At 65.6% G+C, this 16,274-nt stretch carries 13 protein-coding genes; 10 read left to right on the top strand and 3 right to left on the bottom strand.

Annotation, left to right across the window (positions count from 1 at the left end):
- Positions 1-2: 2 nt before the first annotated feature.
- Positions 3-1,292, top strand: coding sequence for a histidine--tRNA ligase (gene hisS, locus CGLAU_RS06930; RefSeq protein WP_095660059.1), 1,290 nt, complete (start codon positions 3-5; stop codon positions 1,290-1,292).
- 6 nt (positions 1,293-1,298) lie between these two features.
- Here the strand turns inward: hisS and CGLAU_RS06925 are convergent, their stop codons facing one another.
- From CGLAU_RS06925 to ypfJ, 3 genes are read right to left on the bottom strand one after another with little or no spacing between them, the layout of a single operon-like run.
- Positions 1,299-2,690, bottom strand: a complete 1,392-nt coding sequence (locus CGLAU_RS06925) for an L-serine ammonia-lyase (protein ID WP_095660058.1) — start codon at positions 2,688-2,690, stop codon at positions 1,299-1,301.
- A complete protein-coding gene (locus tag CGLAU_RS06920; protein ID WP_095660057.1) occupies positions 2,687-3,430 on the bottom strand; it encodes a CBS domain-containing protein in 744 nt (247 codons plus the stop codon). The genes CGLAU_RS06925 and CGLAU_RS06920 overlap by 4 nt, the downstream gene beginning before the upstream one ends.
- Complete coding sequence (gene ypfJ / locus CGLAU_RS06915; protein ID WP_095660056.1) at positions 3,430-4,353, bottom strand: KPN_02809 family neutral zinc metallopeptidase; 924 nt, start codon at positions 4,351-4,353, stop codon at positions 3,430-3,432. The genes CGLAU_RS06920 and ypfJ overlap by 1 nt, the downstream gene beginning before the upstream one ends.
- Before the next feature lie 149 nt (positions 4,354-4,502).
- Here ypfJ and aspS point away from each other — a divergent pair, with 149 nt between their 5' ends.
- The 9 genes from aspS to aroC all read left to right on the top strand — a co-directional run bounded on the left by aspS (position 4,503) and on the right by aroC (position 16,227).
- Positions 4,503-6,380 carry an aspartate--tRNA ligase gene (aspS, locus tag CGLAU_RS06910; RefSeq protein ID WP_095661098.1) on the top strand — a complete coding sequence of 626 codons (1,878 nt, stop codon included), beginning with the start codon at positions 4,503-4,505 and terminating at the stop codon, positions 6,378-6,380.
- 134 nt (positions 6,381-6,514) lie between these two features.
- Positions 6,515-7,750, top strand: a complete 1,236-nt coding sequence (locus tag CGLAU_RS06905; protein ID WP_095660055.1) for a phosphotransferase family protein — start codon at positions 6,515-6,517, stop codon at positions 7,748-7,750.
- An 11-nt stretch (positions 7,751-7,761) separates the two neighbouring features.
- A complete protein-coding gene (locus CGLAU_RS06900) occupies positions 7,762-9,132 on the top strand; it encodes a replication-associated recombination protein A (RefSeq protein WP_095660054.1) in 1,371 nt (456 codons plus the stop codon).
- A gap of 86 nt (positions 9,133-9,218) precedes the next feature.
- Positions 9,219-11,882 (top strand): alanine--tRNA ligase, encoded by a 2,664-nt coding sequence (gene alaS, locus CGLAU_RS06895; protein WP_095660053.1) that lies wholly within the window; start codon positions 9,219-9,221, stop codon positions 11,880-11,882.
- 115 nt (positions 11,883-11,997) lie between these two features.
- Positions 11,998-12,492 (top strand): Holliday junction resolvase RuvX, encoded by a 495-nt coding sequence (ruvX, locus tag CGLAU_RS06890; protein WP_095660052.1) that lies wholly within the window; start codon positions 11,998-12,000, stop codon positions 12,490-12,492.
- Positions 12,489-13,640 (top strand): endolytic transglycosylase MltG, encoded by a 1,152-nt coding sequence (gene mltG, locus CGLAU_RS06885; protein WP_095660051.1) that lies wholly within the window; start codon positions 12,489-12,491, stop codon positions 13,638-13,640. Before ruvX ends, mltG begins: the two co-directional genes overlap by 4 nt.
- Before the next feature lie 7 nt (positions 13,641-13,647).
- A complete protein-coding gene (locus CGLAU_RS06880; protein ID WP_095660050.1) occupies positions 13,648-14,514 on the top strand; it encodes a shikimate dehydrogenase in 867 nt (288 codons plus the stop codon).
- Positions 14,515-14,554: 40 nt separating this feature from the next.
- Positions 14,555-14,980: a prepilin peptidase gene (locus tag CGLAU_RS06875; protein WP_095660049.1), complete on the top strand. Its 426-nt coding sequence runs from the start codon at positions 14,555-14,557 to the stop codon at positions 14,978-14,980.
- 38 nt (positions 14,981-15,018) lie between these two features.
- On the top strand, positions 15,019-16,227 hold the full coding sequence (aroC, locus tag CGLAU_RS06870) for a chorismate synthase (RefSeq protein ID WP_095660048.1): 1,209 nt from the start codon (positions 15,019-15,021) through the stop codon (positions 16,225-16,227).
- The last annotated feature ends 47 nt before the right edge of the window (positions 16,228-16,274 follow it).

Genomic DNA, 16,274 nt, shown 5'->3' with positions numbered 1-16,274 from the left:
ACGTGAGTGAGCAGAAGTTTCAGGCCCTGTCCGCCCCGAAGGGCGTGCCCGACTACGTGCCGCCGACGTCGGCGACGTTCATCGCCGTGCGCGACGAATTCGCCAACCAGGCGCGCATCGCCGGATACCAACACATCGAGCTGCCGGTTTTCGAGGACACCGCACTCTTCGCGCGCGGCGTCGGCGAATCCACCGATGTCGTGAGCAAGGAGATGTACACCTTCGCCGATCGCGGCGACCGCTCCGTCACGCTTCGTCCCGAGGGCACCGCCGGCGTGATGCGCGCTGTCATCGAGCACAACCTTGATCGCGGCTACCTGCCGGTGAAGCTCAGCTACTACGGTCCGTTTTTCCGCTACGAGCGCCCCCAGGCGGGCCGCTACCGCCAGCTCCAGCAGGTCGGTGTGGAGGCAATCGGTGTCGACGACCCGCTGCTGGACGCGGAGATCATCGCGCTCGCCGACCGCTGCTACCGCTCCGTGGGGCTGACCGGATTCCGCCTCGAGCTCACCAGCTTGGGCTGCGCCGAATGCCGCCCGGCCTACCGCGAGAAGCTGCAGGCGTTCCTCTTCGACCTTCCGCTGGATGAGGAAACCCGCCACCGTGCCGAGATCAACCCGCTGCGCGTGCTCGACGACAAGCGCGAGGACGTCCGCGCCATGACCGAGAACGCGCCGCTCATGCTCGACCACCTCTGCGAAAACTGCCGTACTCACTTCGAGACGGTCACCGGCACGCTCGAGGCAATGGGCGTGACCTACGTGATCAATGCGCGCATGGTCCGCGGCCTGGACTACTACACCAAGACCACTTTCGAGTTCGTCCACGACGGCCTCGGCGCGCAGTCCGGCATCGGCGGCGGCGGGCGCTACGACGGCCTCATGGCCCAGATCGGCGGGCAGGACCTCTCCGGCATCGGTTTCGGCCTCGGCGTCGACCGCACCGTGCTCGCACTCGAAGCAGAAGGCGTCACGCTCGACGGAGTCGAGTCAAGGGTTGATGTGTTCGGCGTCGCCATCGGCGATCAGGCACAGTCAGGCATGGCATTGCTTATCGACGAACTTCGTGCCAACGGCATTTCCGCCGACATGTCCTACGGCGGCCGCGGACTCAAGGGCGCGATGAAGGGCGCAGACCGCTCCGGCGCTCACACCGCGCTGGTGCTCGGAGACCGCGAGCTCGAGACCGGCGAGGTGACGGTGAAGAACCTTGAAACCCAAACCCAGCGCACGGTGCCGCTGGATCTCGCCGCGGTGATCGACGCGATCTTCATCCCCGAAGATGAGGAATAAACGCCGCTAACACTCCGTGATGTTCACGGGCAGGCCGAGCTGCACCGCGAGGCCGCCCATGGACGTCTCTTTGTACTTGGTCATCATGTCGCGGCCGGTAGACGCCATAGTCTCCACCACGTCGTCGAGCGTGACAATGTTGGTGCCGTCGCCGAACCTGGCCAGGCGCGCCGCGTTGATGGCTTTCACCGCGCCGATGGCGTTGCGCTCGATGCAGGGTACCTGCACGAGGCCGCCGACCGGGTCGCAGGTGAGGCCAAGATTGTGCTCCAACGCGATCTCGGCGGCGTTTTCCACCTGCTGCGGTGTCCCGCCAAGGATTGCGCACATACCGGCAGCAGCCATCGCTGACGCCGAACCGACTTCGCCCTGACACCCCACCTCGGCGCCCGAGATCGACGCGTTGGTCTTGATGATCGCGCCGATCGCGGCAGCGGTGAGCAAAAACTCGCGCGCCCGCTCCGTGGTGAAGTCATCCGTGAAGTCCAGGCAGTAATGCATCACTGCCGGGATGATGCCTGCGGCGCCGTTGGTCGGGGCGGTCACCACCTGACCGTGGGCGGCGTTCTCCTCATTGACGGCGAGGGCGTAGAGGTTGACCCACATCATCGCGTCGAGGCCGCGGGATGTCTCAGCCTCCGCCTCCGCGGTGAGCATGCGATACATGCGGTTCGCACGGCGTTTCACGTTCAGTCCGCCTGGCAGGGTGCCTTCGGATTTCAGCCCGCGGGCGACGCATTCTTGCATCACGTCCCACACGGCGTCGAGGTGGGCATCGACAACCTCGCGGTCGTGCAGCGCTTCTTCGTTGGCGCGGACGAGTTGGGAGATCGTCAGGGAGTGTTCGTCGATAAGCGAAAGGAGCTCCTGCGCGGTGCGGAACGGGAAGGGGACCGTGATGCTGGAATCTTCCTCTGTGCCGACGCCTTCGAAACCGTCGAGGCCGGCGCGGTCGAGGATGAAGCCGCCGCCCCCGGAGAAGTACTCGCGGCCGGTGGCGAGCGCTGTGCCGTGCTCGTCCCAAGCGCTGAAGATGACGCAGTTTGGGTGCTCGGGGACCGGCTGGGGGTTGTACTTGATCTCGTAGTTGACGGTGCCGGACGGGCCTTCGATGGTGCCACTTGCGGGAATGAGTTCGCCGGGCAGTGGGGCGGTGTCCGCGGTTGTGGTGGTGGGGGTGTAGCCCACGAGGCCGAGGAGGACTGCGCGGTCGGTGCCGTGCCCGATGCCGGTGGCGGCGAGTGAGCCGCGCAGCTCAATGGCGACGGTGTGCGGTAGCTGGCCGAGTGACTCGACGAAGAGTTCGGCGGCGCGCATCGGGCCGACGGTGTGTGAAGAGGACGGGCCGATGCCGATGGAGAACAGGTCGATGACGCTGACTGGGTGGCTGGATGTCATGAGGCCTCCGCGAGGTGTGGGATGTCGGTGGCGTTCACCACTGCGATTGGACGTTGGTCGGTGTTGCCGTGCTCGGTGATGATGCCGAGGCGGGGCAGCGCGCCGGATGGAAGGGGCGTGGTGAGCGCGTCGACGGCTGCTGCTGCGGTGGCGGTGCGGGGGAGAAATACCGCTTTGTCGTGCTGGCCGGAGAGCTCAAGTGCATCGGCGACGGTCGTGTTTGCCATGGTGTCTGCGTCGATGCTGTCTGCGGTCTCGAGCTCCTCGGCAACCCAGCGGGCGATGGCGTTGGTGGTGAGGAGGCCGACGCAGGTGCCGTCGTCGTAAATCGGGAACTGGGTGTGGCCTGATTCGCGGATGGCGCGCAGTGCGTCGCCGATGGCGTCGTCGGGGCTCAAGGTGATGATGCTCTGGTCGTAGCCGACGACGTCGACGGCGAGGGTTGGTTCGAGGAGCACATCGCGGATGTGCTTGATCTCGTCGACCGTTTCCTGGAGCGGTTCCGCGATTGGGCGGAAGTCCCGATACTCGCCGTGGCTGATCGCGTTGCGCAGCTCCGCGAACTCTTTTAGGTCATCGGCTTGATCGCGGCTGATGACGCCGCGCTTGGCTGCCTGGGTGGCCATCCATTTGAAGGAATCGGATTTCTTCGCGTCGAGTTCAGTGCGCAAGAACGCCTCAATGTCGTTGAACGCTGCGAGGAACTCGACGGCCCGGTTGGGGGCTTCCTGGGTAGCCACTAGCCGTTGTAGACGCCGCGGTTGAGCGTGTCGCAGGCGGACATCTTGCCGGTTTCGTAGCCGGACAAGAACGCTTGGCCGCGCTGCTCGGAGGAACCGTGGGTCCAGGCGTCTGGGTCGACCTCGCCGCCGGAGCGGCGCTGAATGTTGTCGTCGCCGATGGCCTGCGCCGTCTGGATTGCGTCGTCAAGCTGCTGCTGGGTGATCGGCTCGAGCGCGCCGTCTTGCTCTGCGTAATGTGCCCACAGGCCGGCGTAGCAGTCCGCCTGCAGCTCGATGGCTACAGCTGCAGAGTCCTCGCCGGGGTTCTTGTAGTCGCTTAGACCCAGCGTGCCCTCGAGCTGCTGGATGTGGTGGCCCATCTCGTGCGCGGTGGCGTACATCTGCGCCAGCGGGCCGGAGCTGCCGCCGAGCTTGTGCAACTCGTCGAAGAAGGTCACGTCAAGGTACGCGGTCTCATCGCGTGGGCAGTAGAACGGACCCGTCGCGGCGGTGGCGTAGCCGCAGCCGGTAGTGACGTCGCCCTGGAAGATGTGCATGCCGGGTTGGCGGTAATCAACGTTGGCCTGCTCAGGCAGCACCCGCGACCACACATCGTCGACGGAAATGACAGTTGCGGCGGCGCGGCAGTCCACGTGCTCGTTCGCTGCGCCTTCGGTGTCGCAGTGCTCCAGGTTGTAGTCACCCTGGGACTGGTACTGACCCTGCGTCTGGCTTTGCTGGCCGCCACCGCCGCCAAGGCCGCCGCTGAACAGGAACCACAGCAACAGGATCACCAGGATCGTGCCGCCGCCACCGCCGCCGAGCAGCAGGGGCAGAGCGAGTAAACCGCCGGCGCCGCCGCCTTGAGGCTGGCGGCCAGCGCCTGTGCTGGTTTGGACTCGCTGGTTCGCGCCCCGGCTGGCGTTTCCTCTGAAGGTCATGGCAAGCATTGTGCCAAAGAACTCAAAAATGTGTCCAACGCCACGGCAGGTATCTGGGTGCGTGGGCGGGCGAAAAACCCGCGCGGTAAACTCTTGCCCGATAGATTCAGCCCTCACTTCGCCACATAAAGAAGGACGTGGAAGACACCGTGCTGCGCACACACCTCGCTGGGAACCTCAACAAAGACCTCGACGGTCAGACCGTCACCCTGACCGGTTGGGTGGCCAGGCGCCGCGACCACGGCGGTGTGATCTTCATCGACCTGCGCGACCGCTCTGGACTTGCCCAGGTCGTCTTCCGTGAGTCGGAGGTGGCCGAGGCCGCCCACGATCTGCGCAGCGAGTTCGTTGTGCAGGTCACCGGCGTTGTCGAGCCGCGTCCGGAGGGCTCCGCGAACCCGAACCTTGCCTCGGGCGAGATCGAGGTCAACGCCACCGAGCTGACTGTGCTGAATAAGGCGGCCGCACTGCCGTTCCAGATCGAGGACGCATCGTCGAGCGAGGTGGGCGAGGAGACCCGTCTGAAGTACCGTTACCTCGACCTGCGCCGCGACCGCCAAGCCAACGCGATGCGCCTGCGCGCGCAAGCAAACCAGGCGGCACGCCGGGTGCTGGACAACCACGACTTCGTCGAGATCGAGACCCCGACGCTCACCCGCTCGACCCCGGAAGGTGCCCGCGACTTCCTGGTGCCGGCGCGTTTGAAGCCGGGTTCCTGGTACGCGCTGCCGCAGTCGCCGCAGCTGTTCAAGCAGCTGCTCATGGTCGCCGGCATGGAGCGCTACTACCAGATCGCTCGCTGCTACCGCGACGAGGACTTCCGCGCGGACCGCCAGCCGGAGTTCACCCAGCTCGACGTCGAGGCGTCGTTCGTCGACCAGGACGACGTGATCTCGCTCGCCGAAGAGATCCTCGTGGAGCTGTGGAAGCTCATTGGCTACGAGATCCAGACACCGATCCCGCGCATGACCTACGCCGAGGCGATGGAAAAGTACGGCTCCGACAAGCCGGATCTGCGCTTCGACATCCCGCTGGTGGAATGCACCGAGTTCTTCAAAGACACCCCGTTCCGTGTCTTCCAGGCCGAGTACGTCGGCGCTGTGGTCATGGCGGGCGGCGCATCCCAGCCGCGTCGCCAGCTCGATGCATGGCAGGAGTGGGCGAAGCAGCGCGGCGCGAAGGGTTTGGCATACATCCTGGTTCAGGACGACGGCGAGCTCACCGGCCCGGTGGCAAAGAACATCACCGACGAGGAAAAGGCCGGCATCGTCTCCCACGTCGGTGCCCAGCCGGGCGACGCGATCTTCTTCGCCGCAGGCGACACGAAGGCTTCGCGTGCGCTGCTCGGCGCAGCCCGCGGTGAGATTGCCCGCAAGCTCGACCTCATCGACGACGACGCCTGGGCATTCACCTGGGTTGTCGACGCCCCGATGTTTGAGCCCGCAGCCGACGCCACCGCGTCCGGCGACGTGGCGCTGGGCAACTCGAAGTGGACCGCCGTGCACCACGCGTTCACCTCGCCGAAGCCTGAGTACCTGGACAACTTCGATCAGGAGCCGGGCGAAGCGCTGGCGTACGCGTACGACATCGTCTGCAACGGCAACGAGATCGGCGGCGGTTCGATCCGTATCCACCAGCGCGACGTGCAGGAGCGTGTCTTCGAGGTCATGGGCATCACCGAGGAAGAGGCCCAGGAGAAGTTCGGCTTCCTCCTCGACGCCTTCGCATTCGGTGCTCCGCCGCACGGCGGCATCGCGTTCGGTTGGGACCGCATTGTCAGCCTACTCGGCGGCTTCGACTCGATCCGCGACGTGATTGCATTCCCGAAGTCCGGCGGCGGCGTCGATCCGCTCACCGACGCGCCCGCGCCAATCCCGGCAGCCCAGCGCGCGGAAACCGGCGTCGACTTCAAGCCGAAGAAGCAGGACGACATGGCCGCAGCCGGTGAGCGTCACAACGAGGTCCGCCTGGACAACGAGGCGGCGGACAACGAGGCAGAAGCTGCCGGCGCAGGAGAGACCAAGTAAGCGGCACAAGCACGCGCTCAAGATTCCCGGAACCCTGACAGAGCTAACAGTCAATGCCCAGGGGGCCGGGAACTGGCCTGTGCGAAAATAGGGATTGATTCGCATCGGCCCGCAACGCCGAGGAGAGGAACACCATGCAGCAGGATTCCATCATCGCCGCAGCCGAAGACATCCTCACCCGCCGCTACGGAGGGACACAGAAACTCAGTGAGGTCACCCGGCTGTCCGGCTCCGGTCTCGCTGGGGTCTACCGCGTCAAAGTGGCCACCAACCCGTTTCTGCAGCACCGCTCGGTGGTGGTGAAGCACGCCCCAGAGACCGGCTACGCGCTTGACGACGCAGCGTTTCTCCGCGAAATCGTCGCCTACCAATTCACAACCTCGCTCTCCAGCGAGATTCGTCCGGGCCCAGTGTTGCTGGCGTATGACACGGACGCGCGGATGATCATCCTTTCGGATGCTGGCGACGGCGACACGCTCGCCGCCATGCTGGAGCGAGCCGATGAGGAACAGCACGTGCAGATTCTGCGCAACCTCGGCAGCGCACTCGGGCGACTGCATGCGGGCACTGCAGACAAGGAAGATTCCTTCAACGTGCTGTTCAACCGCATGACCAGGTCGCGCACCGGTGCGGAGAAGATCCAGCAGTTGCGCGACCGCCTTCTTGCGCACCGCATCCGTCTTGGACTGGAGATGCTGGTGCAAGCCGGTATCGAGGTGCCCAACGAGGTCACGGTAAGCGCCGCGAACCTGCAGTCGCGGCTCCTGCGCGGTGGCGTGCGCGCGTTCACGCCCTTCGATCTCTCACCAGACAACGTGATCTACACCGCCGGCGGCACCCAATTCTTGGACTACGAGTGGGCGGGCTTTCGCGACGCGAGCTTCGACGTCGCCTTCGTCGTCGCTGGCTTTCCGCTCTACCTGTCCCCGCGGCCGTACAACGAGGAAGCGTGCCACGCCTTCATCGACGCCTGGCTCCACGAAGTCCGCGGCACCTGGCCGCTGCTCAACCACGAAGACACCCTCCAGGCACGCATTACCGGTGCGATGATCGGCTGGGCGCTGTCTAGCGTCTCCGTGCTGAACCCAGTCGGTGTGACCGATCTGGTGGCCAACGACGCGGAGCTGGCGGAAGAGTTCGAGCGCGCCGGCATCGACCCAGAGGGCGATGTGGAGGACTTCGATCTCGACGACGGCGAGGATGTGCTGCGCCCCTCTGAAAGCGGCCCCTTCGACCCGTCCGAAACTCTCGTGCGCGCCGATCTCCGCGAGACGTTCCTGGCGCTCGCGAGCTACGCCGGCACAGGCCGCGACACGGCGTACCTCGTCATCGCCGACTTCGCCAACCGCGTCGCCGACCGGTTCCAGTAAAGGACGAAGCCGTGACGCAGGAAGGTCTGTTTGGGGACGGGGAGGTGGTGAAGGGGGCGTCGATAGGCGAAACTGCCCCGGCCCGCGGGGCGAGCTTTTTTGAAGCTGGCCGCGACGCACCGCTGGCTGCGCGGATGCGCCCGCGCTCGCTGGACGAGATTGCGGGGCAGCAACACCTGCTTTCCGAAGGCAAGCCCCTGCGCCGGCTGGTGGAAGGCTCGGGCGCGGCGAGCGTGATCTTGTACGGCCCGCCGGGGACGGGCAAGACGACGATTGCGTCGCTGATCGCACAGACCATGGGGCAGAACTTCGTGGGGCTTTCGGCGCTGAGCTCCGGGGTGAAGGAGGTGCGCGCCGTGATTGATGCCGCGCGGCGCGACCTGGTCCGCGGCGAGAAGACGGTGCTGTTCATCGACGAGGTGCACCGGTTTTCCAAAACCCAGCAAGATGCGCTGCTCGCGGCGGTGGAGAACCGCACGGTCCTACTCGTCGCCGCGACCACGGAGAACCCCAGCTTCTCGGTGGTTGCGCCGCTACTCAGCCGCTCGCTGCTGCTCAAGCTCGAGTCGCTCTCGGACGACGATGTCCGCGAGGTGCTTACCCGTGCCGTGCGCGACGAGCGGGGGCTTCAAGGGAGCATTTCGCTTGACGACGATGCGTGTGACCAGCTCATCCTCCTTGCTGGAGGCGACGCGCGCCGTGCCCTGACGTACCTCGAGGCCGCGGCAGACGCGGTGCCGGAGGGTGGCACGGTGACGCTGGAGGTGGTGCGCGACAACGTCAACCGCGCGGTGGTGCGCTACGACCGTGACGGCGACCAACACTACGACGTGGTCAGCGCGTTCATCAAGTCGATTCGCGGTTCGGACGTGGATGCGGCGCTGCACTATTTGGCTCGGATGATTGAGGCGGGGGAGGACCCGCGGTTCATTGCGCGGCGCCTGGTCATCCATGCATCTGAGGATGTGGGGATGGCGGATCCGACCGCGCTCCAGACCGCGACGGCTGCGGCGCAGGCGGTCCAGTTCATCGGCATGCCAGAGGGGCGTCTCGCGCTTGCGCAGGCGACGATTCACCTGGCCACCGCTCCGAAGTCGGCGTCGGTGTACCAGGCGATCAACGCCGCGCAGGCGGACATTCGCGCGGGTCATGTTGGCACCGTGCCGCCGCATTTGCGCGACGGGCACTACGAGGGTGCGAAGAAGCTGGGCAATGCGGTGGGCTACCTCTACCCGCACGACGACCCGCGCGGGGTGGTGGAGCAGCAGTACATTCCCGACTGCCTGGAGGACCGCGAGTACTACCAGCCGACGGACCACGGCGCGGAGAAGCGGATCCGCGACTACTTCAGCCGGCTGCGCGCGATCGTGCGCGGACGGTAGGGTGCGGGGGCCTACACGGGCCGGAGTAACATGGTGCGGGATTGACCCAAGGCCAGTACACGCGCCAGCGAAAGGACGTACACCCCGTGCAGACACACGAAATCCGGGAGCGGTTTACCAACCACTTCGTCGAAACCGGGCACACCGAGGTGCCCAGCGCCTCGCTGATTCTCGACGACCCGACCCTGCTGTTTGTCAACGCGGGCATGGTGCCGTTCAAGCCGTACTTCTTGGGCCAGCAGACCCCGCCGTTTGAAAACGGTCTGGCTACTTCGATCCAGAAGTGTGTGCGCACCCTGGATATCGAAGAGGTGGGCATTACGACCCGCCACAACACCTTCTTCCAGATGGCCGGAAACTTCTCCTTCGGCCAGTACTTCAAAGAGGGTGCGATTACGCACGCCTGGACGCTTTTGACCGGTCCGGTTGAGGAGGGCGGTCTTGGCCTGGACCCGGAACGCCTCTGGGTCACGGTCTACACCGACGACGATGAGGCCGCCGAGATCTGGGAGCACAAGATCGGCGTGCCGGTCGAGCGCATCCAGCGCATGGGCATGGAAGACAACTTCTGGTCTATGGGCGTGCCTGGCCCGTGTGGCCCGTGCTCCGAGATCTATTACGACCGTGGCCCGGAGTACGGTCAAGAGGGCGGCCCGATCGCGGACGACAACCGCTACATGGAGATCTGGAACCTCGTGTTCATGGAGTCCATCCGCGGCGCCGGCGACAAGAAGGGCGGCTTCGAGATTCTCGGCGAGCTGCCGAACAAGAACATCGATACCGGCCTCGGCGTGGAGCGCGTGGCTTGCATCCTGCAGGGCGTCGACAATGTTTACGAGACCGACCTGCTGCGCCCGGTGATCGACGTGGCGCAGGAGCTGACCGGTACTCAGTACGACGCCGGTAGCCCAGCCGATGACGTCCGCTTCCGTGTGATTGCGGACCACTCGCGCACCTCCATGATGATCATCCTGGACGGTGTCACCCCGTCGAACGAGGGCCGCGGTTACATCCTGCGTCGCCTGCTGCGCCGCATCATCCGCTCCGCGCGTCTGCTCGGTGCGACTGGCGAAGTGATGGAACCGTTGATCAACACCATCATGGACACGATGACGCCGTCCTTCCCGGAGATCGCCGACAACCGCGATCGCATCCTGCGCGTGGCGCTGGCGGAGGAGCGGGCGTTTTCCAAGACGCTGGAATCCGGCACGCACCGCTTCGATGAAGCCGCCGAGACGCTCAAGGCGTCCGGCGTGACCACGCTCAGCGGCGAGCAGGCCTTCGAGCTGCACGACACCTACGGCTTCCCGATCGATCTGACCATGGAGATGGCGCAGGAGGCGGGCTTGGAGGTCGACATGGATGCGTTTAACGCCGCCATGGAGGAGCAGCGCAACCGTGCGAAGGCCGACAACAAGGCCAAGAAGATGGGCAACCGCGACGACTCGCTGTACCGCGAGTGGGTGGACGCGCACCCAACCGAGTTCGTCGGCTACGACCAGCTCACTCACGACGCGAACGTGATCGGCCTGGTCAAGGACGGCGAGAAGGTCACCGAGGTCAACCAGGGCGACGAGGTCGAGGTCATCCTCGACGTCACTCCGATGTACGCCGAGGCCGGCGGCCAGATGGCGGACCGCGGACGCCTGGTAATGGGGGAGACGGTGCTCAACGTCGGCGACGTGCAGCGCATCGGCAAGAAGCTTTGGGTGCACAAGGCGACGGTCCAAAACGGCGGGCTCGATCTGGGCTCCACTGTGACCGCCGAGGTCGACGGCGCGTGGCGTCACGGTGCGCGCCAGGCGCACACCGCCACCCACCTCATTCACGCGGCGCTGCGCCAGGTGCTCGGCCCGACCGCGGTGCAGGCGGGTTCGTTGAACAAGCCGGGTTACCTGCGCTTCGACTTCAACTACACCGATCAGCTCTCGGATGCGCAGCTGGAGGAGATCGCCACAATCACCAACCAGGCTGTCGACGCGGACTTTGCGGTGAACACGATCGAAACTTCCCTCGAGGAGGCGAAGGCGATGGGCGCGATGGCTCTCTTCGGCGAGAACTACGGCGACCGCGTACGCGTTGTTGAGATCGGTGGGCCGTTCTCGATTGAGCTGTGCGGCGGCACGCACGTAGAGCACTCGTCGCAGATCGGCCCGGTGGCCGTGCTCGGTGAGTCTTCCGTGGGCTCCGGCGCGCGCCGCATCGAGGCGTACTCCGGTTTGGAGTCCTTCCGCTATTTCTCCAAGGAGGCGGCGCTGGCTTCCGGGTTGGCTTCCGAGCTGAAGACCCCGTCCGAGCAGCTGCCGGAGCGCATCGCGCAGCTGACTGAGCGTCTGCGCGCGGCGGAGAAGGAAATCGAGAACCTCCACCGCCAGCAGCTGCTTGCCGGCACCGGCGATCTCGCGGCGAAGGCAGAAACAGTTGGAGCACACAAGCTCGTCGCCGTCCATCTGCCCGACGGAATCAACACCGGCGACCTACGCACCATGGTCAGCGATGTCCGCGGCAAGCTCACAGGTGAGGACGCGGTTGTGGTTCTGGCGTCCGCGGACAACGGCAAGGCAGCGTTCGCAGTCGCCGCGACCCCGGCCGCAGTCGAATCCGGTGTGAAGGCCGGCGAGCTGGTGAAAACGTTCGGCACCTACGTTGACGGCAAGGGCGGCGGCAAGCCGGATCTGGCGCAGGGTTCCGGCGCTAACCCGGCCGGCATTGATGCCGGCCTCGCCGCGATCCGTGACGCGCTAGCTTAGGTAACGAATCGATTACGTGACACGCCGGTAGGGCGGCCTGGGAGAATCGTCGATAAGCGATAGCGTCGAACTGACGGCCGTGACTTGCGCGACCTGCGACCGAAAGACAACCACCATGAAAGTTGAGCCAGACACCCCCGGTGTGGACGACCCGGGTCCGGGGCGGCGCTTAGGCGTTGACGTGGGCACTGTGCGCATCGGCGTTGCGATCTCGGATCGGGACGCGCGGCTGGCGACACCGGCTGAAACCGTGGACCGGGTCACCGGGTTCAAAGACCGCGACGGTGCAGACATCGATCGGCTGGTGCAACTGGTTACCGACTATGACGTGGTCGAAGTAGTCGTTGGTTTGCCGCGGGATCTACAAGGCAACGGCTCCGCAAGCGTAAAGCACGCGAAGGAGATCGCATTCCGCATCCACCGCCGCACCAATGTGCCGGTGCGGATGGCGGACGAGCGGTTGACTACCGTGGTGGCAACGAACGCGATGCGGGCTGCCGGCACCTCGGAGAAGCAAGGCCGAAAGTTCATCGACCAGGCCGCGGCAGTAGAGATTCTGCAGTCGTGGCTCGATGGCCGCAAGACCAACCTCAAGGAGAACGAATCGTGACCACCCGATCACACGCTCAGGGGCGAACCCGCAGCACCGCCGTGCTCATCGCCTCAATTCTGCTGATCGTCGGCTTGATCGCTTGGATCGCGGTGGCGCGCAACGGTGCCGCGCCGAAGGACTACGAGGGCGCCGGCAACGGAGTCGAGGAGATTGTGGAGATCCCTGAGGGCTCCACTATCTCCCAGCTCGGGCCTGAGCTGGAGAAGCGCGACATCGTTGCCTCCAACGGCGCGTTCCAAACCGCGGCTGCGAACCACCCGGACGCCGACAACATCCACCCGGGCTACTACCTCCTCGAGGGGCAGATGAGCGCGAAGGCCGCGGTGGATGCACTGCTGAGTGAGGAAAACCGCATTACCCCGGTGAAGGTCTACGGCGGCGCGACCCTGATGGACGTGAACGTACTCGGCGGCCAGACCCGCTACGGCATCTACTCCATGATTCAAGAGGTCACCTGCCGCGGCTCGAACACGCAAGACTGTGTCGACGCTGAGCAGCTGCAGGACGTGGCCGCGAACGCGGACCCGAAGGAGCTCGGCGTGCCGGAGTGGGCCGTCGAAACCGTGGCCGCCCGCGCGGGCGATCCGAAGCGCCTCGAAGGCCTCATCGCACCCGGTGAGTACATCATCGACCCGGACGCCTCGGCCCAGGAGATCATCACCGATCTGGTGACCCGTTCCGCGAAGCAGTACAACGACACCGGGATCGTCGAGCGCGCGAACGCGATCGGGCTGAGCCCGTACGAGCTGCTAGTCGCGGCATCCCTGGTGGAGCGTGAGGCGCCGGCTGGAGAGTTCGACAAGGTCGCCCGCGTGATTCTGAACCGCCTCGACGTTCCGATGCGCCTGGAGTTCGACTCCACGGTCAACTACGGCCTCACCGACGTCGAGGTAGCCACCACCGACGAGGACCGCGCGGCGGTCACCCCGTGGAACACTTACGCCATGGACGGCCTGCCCCAGACTCCGATCGCATCCCCGTCGATGGAGGCGATTGACGCTATGGAGAATCCGGCGGACGGCGACTGGCTCTTCTTCGTCACCGTGGACCAGGACGGCACCACCGTGTTCAACAGCACCTTCGAGGATCACCTGCGCGACACCCAGCGCGCAGTTGACTCCGGCATCTTGGATTCGCAGCGCTAGGAGCTTCATGCTTAACGACGCCTCCGTCGACCCCGGCCACGCTAACCCGGGGTATCGCGCCGCAGTCCTTGGCTCGCCGATTGCGCACTCGCTTTCCCCGGTGCTGCACAATTCCGGATATCTGGCGGCGGGATTGGCCGACTGGAGCTATAGCCGCATCGAATGCACGGCAGACGATCTACCGCGAATCGTCGGCGAGGCCGGGCCCGAGTTCCGCGGGTTCTCCGTCACCATGCCGGCGAAGTTCGCCGCGCTGGAGTTCGCCGACGAAGTCACCGAACGTGCTCGGGCAATCGGCTCCGCGAACACGTTGGTGCGCATTGACCCGGACAAGCCAAGCGCCGGTTGGCGCGCCGACAACACCGACTGCGAAGGCCTGCTCGCAGCGCTCGACGAGCTCACCCGCGGTGAGCCCATCCGCAGCGCAGTTGTGGTTGGCGCGGGAGGCACCGCGCGGCCCGCCCTGTGGGCGCTGGCCCAGCTCGGCGCGGTGCGCATCCACGTGCTTAACCGCTCTGACCGCGCCGCAGAGCTCGCTGACCTCACCGATAGCATCGATGTCACCTTCTCCACTTTCGACACCGACATCGCCGCGGCCACCGTTGCCGCGGACGTCGTGGTGTCTACGGTGCCGTCGCAAGCCATCGAGGCTTACGTCAACGACCTCGCCCACGCACCGGTCCTCGACGTGATCTACAACCCGTGGCCCACGCCCCTCGCAGTGCGCGCCGCCTCCCACGGCTATAACACGGTCGGCGGTCTGGTCATGCTCGCCGGCCAGTCGTACTCGCAGTTCGAGCAGTTCACAGGCGTGCCTGCCCCGCGCGAAGCGATGCGCGAGGCGCTCTTCGCGCACGTCGCCTCCCAGCATTAGGGCAGCACTCAGGTTCCCGCGCCCGCTACACTGCGTGGGCATGGGGCTTGGGGGAGTCACACTCGTTGCGGTATGCGGGTTATGGAGCATCGCGCTCGCGCTTTTCGACGTCCATTTCAGACGCCTTCCCAACACCCTGACCCTGCCGGCGGGTGCGCTTGCGCTTGTGACGTGCGCCTTTCACCCGCTCGCGTTGTGGGGGTGGGTGTGGCCGGCGGGTTACCTCGTTATCGGACGTGGGATCGGGGGCGGTGATATCAAGCTCGCCGTCCCGCTCGGCGTCGCCGTCGCCTGGGTTGCGGGGCTCGCTGGGGTCATCTCCGCTGTAGGACTGTCTGGCCTGCTCACCGTCCTTTTGTCGTGGCTGCTCGACGCTCGACCGCTGCCGCACGGCCCCTCGATGCTCGCTGCCGCATGGGTAGTGGTGATCGTGGGTGTGCTGTGGCCCCACCCGTTCGGCTCCTAACGCAGCCCAGGCGAGAGGCGGTGTGAGACAATGCACGCATGCTTCGTTGGACCACCTCTGGGGAATCCCATGGGCAAGCGCTCGTGGCGCTTGTCGAGAACATGCCGGCTGGCGTGCCGATCACTCAAGAAGAGATCAGCGACCAGCTCGCCCGCCGCCGCCTCGGATACGGACGCGGCGCCCGGATGAAGTTCGAGGCCGACGAACTGACCCTGCTCACCGGCATCCTGCACGGGCGCACCATCGGAAGTCCCATCGCCATCATGATCGGCAACACCGAGTGGCCGAAGTGGACCACGATCATGTCTCCGGATCCGGTTGACATGGATGACCCCGAGGTAGCCAAGGCGATGGCGTCTGGCCGCGGCGCAACATTGACGCGCCCGCGTCCAGGCCACGCCGATTTCGCTGGAATGATCAAGTACGGATTCGACTCGGCGCGTCCGGTGCTGGAGCGTTCGTCTGCCCGCGAGACCGCCGCACGCGTGGCCGCCGCATCGGTGGCACGCGCGTTCCTGCGCGAGACGCTCGGTGTAGAGGTGTTTTCCCACGTCATTTCGATTGGGGAGTCGGCGCCGTACGAGGGACCGTCGCCAAGCTTTGGAGACCTTGCCACAATCGATGCCTCCCCGGTGCGTGCCTACGATGCTGATGCCGAGGCTGACATGGTTGCCTGCATTGAGGCGGCGAAGAAGTCCGGCGACACGCTCGGCGGCATCGTTGAGGTGATTGTGGACGGGCTGCCGATCGGTCTCGGCTCGCACATCTCTGGCGAGCACCGCCTCGACGCGCAGCTGGCAGCGGCGCTGATGGGCATCCAGTCCGTCAAGGGGGTGGAGATTGGCGACGGCTTCGCCGAGGCGCGCCGACGCGGCTCCGAAGCTCACGACGAAATGGTGCGCGACGAGGCTGGCCTGCACCGCTTGACCAACCGTGCGGGTGGTCTGGAGGGCGGCATGACCAATGGCGAGCAACTGCGGGTGCGTGCGGCAATGAAGCCGATTTCGACTGTGCCGCGCGCGCTGCAAACGGTGGACATGGCGACCGGTGACGCGGCGACCGGTATCCACCAGCGCTCCGACGTGTGTGCGGTGCCGGCCGGCGGTGTCGTGGCCGAGGCGATGGTGGCGCTCGTGCTCGCGCGTGCCGTGACCGAGAAGTTCGGCGGCGACAGCCTCGATGAGGTCAAGCGCAACATTGAGTCTTATAACGACTACGTCCGGGAACGTCTGTCGTTCGATGCCTGAGCAATTACAGGGAAAGGTGAACTTCGTGCACGATGCAGAAGATCTGG

This window comes from Corynebacterium glaucum, assembly GCF_002287505.1.
GTDB lineage: Bacteria > Actinomycetota > Actinomycetes > Mycobacteriales > Mycobacteriaceae > Corynebacterium > Corynebacterium glaucum.
The sequence above is the reverse complement of the archived record's forward strand: the minus strand, read 5'-3'. Positions and strand labels throughout refer to the sequence as shown.